A 6,147-nucleotide genomic window follows, 5' to 3' on the forward strand; every position below is an offset into this window, starting at 1 on the left:
CCGGTGGTCAGGCTCGCGCAGCGCCTGCTCGCGCTCGATGCGCAGGCCTGAGCCTTCCCAGGACATTCATTCGTTCATCAACCCAAGGCAAGAAGAAGGAGACAAGAGACATGAATGCATCGAACCCCGCGCGCCAGCGCCGCCCCCTGCGCCTCGCCGCGGCCGCCGCCCTGGCCATCGGCCTCGCGGTCGCGCCCTGGAGCGCTTCGGCCCAGGGCGCCTGGCCCGACAAGCCGATCGTGATGGTGGTGCCGTACTCGGCCGGCGGCCCGACCGACGTGGTGGCGCGCATGCTCGCGGTGCCCATGGGCAAGTCGCTGGGCCAGACGGTGGTGGTCGAGAACACGGTGGGCGCGGGCGGCACCATCGCGCCGACGCGCGTGGCCAAGGCCGCGCCCAACGGCAACACCATCCTGATCCACCACATGGGCATGGCGACCGCGCCCGCGCTCTACAAGAAGCTCAACTACGACCCGCTCAAGGACTTCGAGTACATCGGCCAGGTGATGGACGTGCCGATGACCCTGCTGTCGCGCAAGGACTTCCCGGCCAACAACTTCCAGGAGCTGCTGACCTACGTGAAGGCCAACCGCGACAAGGTCTCGCTCGCCAATGCCGGCATCGGCGCGGTCTCGCAGCTGTGCGGCATGCTGTTCGCGCACCAGATCGGCGTGCAGCTCACGACCGTGCCCTACAAGGGCGCCGGCCCCGCGCTCAACGACCTGATGGGCGGGCAGGTCGACCTGCTGTGCGACCAGACCACGCAGACCGCGCCGGTGATCAAGGACGGCACGCGCGTGAAGGTGTTCGGCGTGACCACGCCCAAGCGGCTGTCGAGCATGCCCAACCTGCCCACGCTCGACGAGCAGGGCCTCAAGGGCTTCGACGTGAAGGTCTGGCACGGCATCTACGCACCCAAGGGCACGCCGCCGGCGGTGCTCGAGAAGCTCAACGTCGCGCTGCGCGCGGCCCTGCAGGACGACATGGTGAAGCAGCGGCTGGCCGAGCTGAGCTCGGAGATCGTGCCGCTCGACAAGCAGACGCCCGAGGGCCTGCGCACCCACTTGGTGGCCGAGATCGACAAGTGGGGCAAGGTGATCAAGGCGGCCGGCGTCCAGGCCGACTAAGGCATGAGGTAGGTCAGCCCGCGCGCAGCACCTGCTCGAACAGCGCGAGCAGGTGGCGCGCGAACAGGTCCATGTTCGCGGGCCGGTCGTTGCCGCCGGTCTCGATGGTGCGGCTCCGGGACACCGAGTCCGGCCCGCCGACCACCGCGAGGCACACCCGCCCCGGCGGATCGCCATAGGGGCTGCCCGAGGGACCGGCCGCGCCGCTCTCGGCGATGCCCCAGCCCGAATGGTGGTTGTCGCGCACGCGGCCGGCCACCAGCAAGGCATAGGGCTCGGTCTCGCCGCGCAGTCCGGTCATGTCCTCGGCCGTGAGCCCGAGCAGCGCGCGGCCCGCGCGCCGCGAATAGACCACCGCGCCGCCACGGAAGTAGGCCGAGGCACCGGGGATCGCGAGCAGCGCGGCCGACACCAGGCCACCGGCCGAGGACTCGACCACGGCCACCGTCTGGCCGCGCTCGCGCAGCAGCGCACCGACACGCGCGGCGAGCACCGCGAGCGGCTCAGGGTTTGCCGCCTCGGGACTTACGCTGAGATCGCCATTCATACTTTGGAACTCCTTCGAAACGAAGCGAACGCAAGAGCGTATCTGCCCGCGTGGAGAATGGATGGAACGCCGTACCGCGAATACATCGTGACACCCGATAAACACGGCGGGTCAGTGTTTTTCCCGAGACGGAGGGTGGTCCGAAACTCGCTAGAGTGAAGGCGGCCGTTCAAAGGCTTTCGACAAGTACACACAAGGAATTTCTCATGAGCAAGAAAGTTGCATATGTCACTGGAGGCATGGGTGGCATCGGAACAGCCATCTGCCAGCGTCTCCACAAGGACGGCTTCCGCGTCGTCGCCGGTTGCGGTCCCACCCGCGACTATTCGAAGTGGCTGGCCGAACAGAAAGCCCTGGGCTTCGAGTTTCACGCCTCGGTCGGCAATGTCGGCGACTGGCAATCCACGGTCGAGGCCTTCTCGGCCGCGAAGGCGGCGCACGGCGCCATCGACGTGCTGGTCAACAACGCCGGCATCACGCGCGACCGCATGTTCCTCAAGATGACGCCCGAGGACTGGAGCGCGGTCATCGAGACCAATCTCAACAGCATGTTCAACGTCACCAAGCAGGTGGTGGGCGACATGGTCGAAAAGGGCTGGGGCCGCATCATCAACATCAGCTCGGTCAATGGCGCCAAGGGCCAGGCGGGCCAGACCAACTATTCGGCGGCCAAGGCCGGCATGCACGGCTTCACGATGGCGCTGGCCCAGGAGCTCGCGGGCAAGGGCGTGACGGTCAACACCGTGAGCCCCGGCTACATCGGCACCGACATGGTGAAGGCCATCCGCCAGGAAGTGCTCGACAAGATCGTCGCCACGATCCCGGTCAAGCGCCTGGGCGAGCCGAGCGAGATCGCTTCCATCATCGCGTGGCTCGCCACCGACGAGGGCGGCTACTCGACCGGTGCCGACTTCTCGGTCAACGGCGGCCTGCACATGCACTGAGCGAGCTTCGCGAGAAAACACAAACCCGCTTCGGCGGGTTTTTTCATGCCCGCAGCTTCCCAAGCGGACCACCGGAGCACAGCGCTTCCCGTGCACAGGGCACCGGGTACTCCCCGCAGCGAAATCAAGGAGGAGGCCGAAGGCCGGGGGACATTCGCGGAGGGGAGTACCCGGTGTCCTGTGCACGCGCCCCGAACGAACCGCCCCGAACAAACAAACCCCGAGAAATGCAACCGCCTTGCATACGTGTAATGAACGATCCCCCCACGTTCCTGCAAAATCGGCCGATGCCCCACAGCGTCTCACTCATCAACACGATCGCCGCCGGCCTCGGCCTGGCCCTGGTGTTCGGCTTTCTCGCCGCACGCCTTCGCCTGCCGGCGCTGGTCGGCTACCTGCTGGCCGGCGTCATCATCGGTCCCTTCACGCCCGGTTTCGTGGCCGATGCCGGCATCGCCGCGCAGCTGGCCGAGATCGGCGTGATGCTGCTGATGTTCGGCGTGGGGCTGCATTTCTCGCTCGACGACCTGCTGGCCGTGCGCAAGATCGCGCTGCCCGGTGCGCTGGCGCAGATCACCGTGGCCACGCTGCTCGGTGGCGGACTCGCGCTGTGGTGGGGCTGGAACCTGGGCGCCGCGCTGGTGTTCGGGCTGGCACTCTCGGTCGCGAGCACCGTCGTGCTGCTGCGCGCGCTCGAGAGCCTGGGCATCCTCGATTCCTTCACCGGCCGCGTCGCCGTCGGCTGGCTGGTGGTCGAAGACCTCGCCATGGTGCTGGTGCTCGTGTTGCTGCCCCCGCTCGCCGAAACCCTCGGCGGCCGCGCCGCCGGCACCGACGCCTCGCCGCTGTGGCAGACCCTGGGCCTCACGCTGCTGCAGGTCGGCGGCTTCGTCGCCCTGATGCTGATCGTCGGGCGCCGCGTGTTCCCGTGGATCCTCTGGCAGGTCGCGCGCACCGGCTCGCGCGAGCTGTTCACGCTGTGCGTGGTGGCCGCCGCCGTCAGCATCGCCTTCGCCTCGGCCGCGCTGTTCGGCGTCTCCTTCGCGCTCGGCGCCTTCTTCGCCGGCATGGTGATGCGCGAGTCGCAGTTCAGCCACCGCGCCGCCCAGGAGTCGCTGCCGCTGCGCGATGCCTTCGCCGTGCTGTTCTTCGTCTCGGTCGGCATGCTGTTCGATCCCTCGGTGCTGATCGAGCGCCCGCTGCAGGTGCTGGCCGTGGTGCTGGTCATCGTGCTGGGCAAGTCGCTCGCGGCCTCCGCGCTGGTGCTGGTGCTGCGCTACCCGCTGGCCACCGCGCTCACCGTCAGCGCCAGCCTGGCGCAGATCGGCGAGTTCTCGTTCATCCTCGTGGGCCTGGGCGTTTCGCTCGGGCTGATGCCCGCCGAGGGCCAGAGCCTGATCCTGGCCGGCGCGCTCATCTCCATCGCCACCAATCCGCTGTGGTTCAGCCTGATCGCGCCGCTGCAGAAATGGCTGCACGCCCATTCCTCGTTCGCGCGCCGCCTCGAGGCGCGCGACGACCCGCTGGCCGAGCTGCCCATGAGCACCGAGGCGCGCTACCTCTCGCGCCAGGTGGTGCTGGTCGGCTATGGCCGGGTCGGGCGCCGCATCGCGGCCGAGCTCAAGGCGCACGACATCCCCTACGTGGTGGCCGAACAGAACCGCGAGCTGGTCGAGAAGCTGCGCGAGGAGGGCGGCGCCGCCGTCTATGGCGACGCGGCCGATCCCGCGGTGCTGATCCAGGCCCACATCGCGCGCGCCCGCGTGCTGGTGGTGGCCACGCCGGCCGCGCTCAATGTGCGGCAGATGATCGAGACTGCGCGCACGCTCAACCCCAGCATCGAGACCGTCATCCGCAGCCACAACGAAGCAGAAGCCGATCTGCTCACGCGCGAGGTCTCGGCCACCGTGTTCCTCGGCGAGCACGAGCTGGCCCAGGCGATGGCGCGCGACGTGGTGCGCCGCGCCGTGGCGCCGCCCGCGCCCCATGGCGCGAACGGCGCGCCCACCGTGCCGGGCGCGCCGGCCTGACGTACGCCAGGTCAGAGGTCTTCGATCACCAGCATGCGATAGCGCTGGGCGATCGAGTACGGCACCGTGCGCACCACCTCCATCATGCGTTCGGCATCGTCCTGCTCCTCGGTGCGCACCAGCAGCGCCGTGTGGCCTTCGCGCGCCAGCTTGGTGTAGGCACGCACCGTCGCCCCCTCGGTGCCCGCGGAGGGCAGGGGATTGTCCGCATCGGCCACCGTGGGCGTGATCTCGGCCAGCACCGTCCGGGGCGGCAGCAGGAAGATGTCGTCCGCGCTCACGCCCTGCTCGACGAGCTGGCGGCCGATGCGCTCGGCGTCCTCGGCGCTCGCGAACATCACCACCGAGTAACCGGTGGGATAGAACGCGCCGCCGATGGTCGCTCGCATCGAGGGATCCAGGGTGAATCGCTTCATGGGGCCTCCTGTCGTCTGGGCTTGCGGCGTGCCGCGGGTGTTTGATCCATGGGCAAAACTTAGGTCGCGCACCAACGCCCGCCTGTAGGAGAAGCCCGGAAGCTGGGAACGGTCGGGGCCACCGCCTGCCGCAGGAAGCACACAGGGTTTTCGCTGGCGGTGAACGTGATGAAGTGCCCGCGCGTTGTGACAGGGCGTGTCTACGATTCCGGCGCTGCGCCGCTTTCGCCAACGCCCACCTTCCAGAGCTTCGCGTGAACACCATCCCCGCCACCCTGTCGCCGTCGCCCCGCAACCTCGCGCTGACCGTCCACGAGCTGGAGCCCGGCGAGTTCTACTGGGTGCTGATGGAGGCGGTCGACGATGCCGCGGGCGAGGGCGCGGTGCATTCCTACCTGCCGCTCGAGGCGGCCATCGAGCCGCATTCCAGCTACTCCAATGCGCTGGTGGCCGGCGTCAGCGTGCTGCGCCGGCTGTTCGGCACCGAAGGCCCGGGCCGGCCGCAGGACACCCGCACGCCGGACGTCCCCGGCGGCACCCGCTCCCTATAATCCCCGCCGTTCGGTGCAGTCTTTCTTCTAAAAACAAAGACCGCACCGGCACCACGGTTCGAAGGTGCCCCGCCAGCCATGCACGCCATGGCCACGGGGTTAAACGGGAAGCAGGTGCGACGCGTCGTCCAGACGCCTCCATTCCTGCGCTGCCCCCGCAACGGTCAGCGGATCTGGAAGTCCTCACGCCATGCCCCCAGGGCATCGGCAGCCACTGCGCCCCCCAGGCGTGGGAAGGCGAGGGCTTCCGCAACGGCGCTGCAGTTTCGACTGCGCGCCGCTGCGCTCCGCGAGCCCGGATACCGGCCTTCGTCACCGCCTCGGACGCTGCGGGAGTGCGTGTCCGGGCCGCCGGCCGGCGAAGCGCTTGCTTTTCCCGCCGCCGGTCCCGGCCATCGATCGACTTCCCGCCGTGTCCACGTTCGGTCAGAGAACCTGCGGGGACGCGGGTCGGAGGAGAAGTCACATGGATCACGCATCGCCGTCGGGCGATCGCACGGGCGCGGCCTTCCTCCCCCCCCCCCCCCCCCCT

General features: G+C 68.8%; 6 protein-coding genes and 1 riboswitch. Of the genes, 4 read left to right on the forward strand and 2 right to left on the reverse strand.

Going from position 1 to position 6,147, the window contains the following annotated elements; translation table 11 throughout:
- The first annotated feature begins 110 nt into the window (after nucleotides 1–110).
- Nucleotides 111–1,127: a tripartite tricarboxylate transporter substrate-binding protein gene (locus AC27VN_RS29720; protein WP_490878870.1), complete on the forward strand. Its 1,017-nt coding sequence runs from the start codon at nucleotides 111–113 to the stop codon at nucleotides 1,125–1,127.
- Between the two features lie 13 nt (nucleotides 1,128–1,140).
- Here the strand turns inward: AC27VN_RS29720 and AC27VN_RS29725 are convergent, their stop codons facing one another.
- Nucleotides 1,141–1,674 carry a CinA family protein gene (locus AC27VN_RS29725; protein WP_208507528.1) on the reverse strand — a complete coding sequence of 178 codons (534 nt, stop codon included), beginning with the start codon at nucleotides 1,672–1,674 and terminating at the stop codon, nucleotides 1,141–1,143.
- 206 nt (nucleotides 1,675–1,880) lie between these two features.
- On the opposite strand from AC27VN_RS29725, the gene phbB reads away from it, so the two are divergent.
- Both phbB and AC27VN_RS29735 read left to right on the forward strand, forming a co-directional pair.
- A complete protein-coding gene (phbB, locus tag AC27VN_RS29730) occupies nucleotides 1,881–2,618 on the forward strand; it encodes an acetoacetyl-CoA reductase (RefSeq protein WP_093342858.1) in 738 nt (245 codons plus the stop codon).
- A 287-nt stretch (nucleotides 2,619–2,905) separates the two neighbouring features.
- Nucleotides 2,906–4,648: a cation:proton antiporter domain-containing protein gene (locus AC27VN_RS29735; protein WP_093342856.1), complete on the forward strand. Its 1,743-nt coding sequence runs from the start codon at nucleotides 2,906–2,908 to the stop codon at nucleotides 4,646–4,648.
- Between the two features lie 11 nt (nucleotides 4,649–4,659).
- Here the strand turns inward: AC27VN_RS29735 and AC27VN_RS29740 are convergent, their stop codons facing one another.
- Nucleotides 4,660–5,064, reverse strand: a complete 405-nt coding sequence (locus AC27VN_RS29740; RefSeq protein ID WP_093342855.1) for a hypothetical protein — start codon at nucleotides 5,062–5,064, stop codon at nucleotides 4,660–4,662.
- Nucleotides 5,065–5,318: 254 nt separating this feature from the next.
- On the opposite strand from AC27VN_RS29740, the gene AC27VN_RS29745 reads away from it, so the two are divergent.
- On the forward strand, nucleotides 5,319–5,615 hold the full coding sequence (locus AC27VN_RS29745; RefSeq protein WP_281078545.1) for a hypothetical protein: 297 nt from the start codon (nucleotides 5,319–5,321) through the stop codon (nucleotides 5,613–5,615).
- A gap of 46 nt (nucleotides 5,616–5,661) precedes the next feature.
- Nucleotides 5,662–5,940: riboswitch (cobalamin riboswitch) on the forward strand.
- Nucleotides 5,941–6,147: the final 207 nt, after the last annotated feature.

This window comes from Variovorax sp. 20P10.2.4, assembly GCF_058244205.1.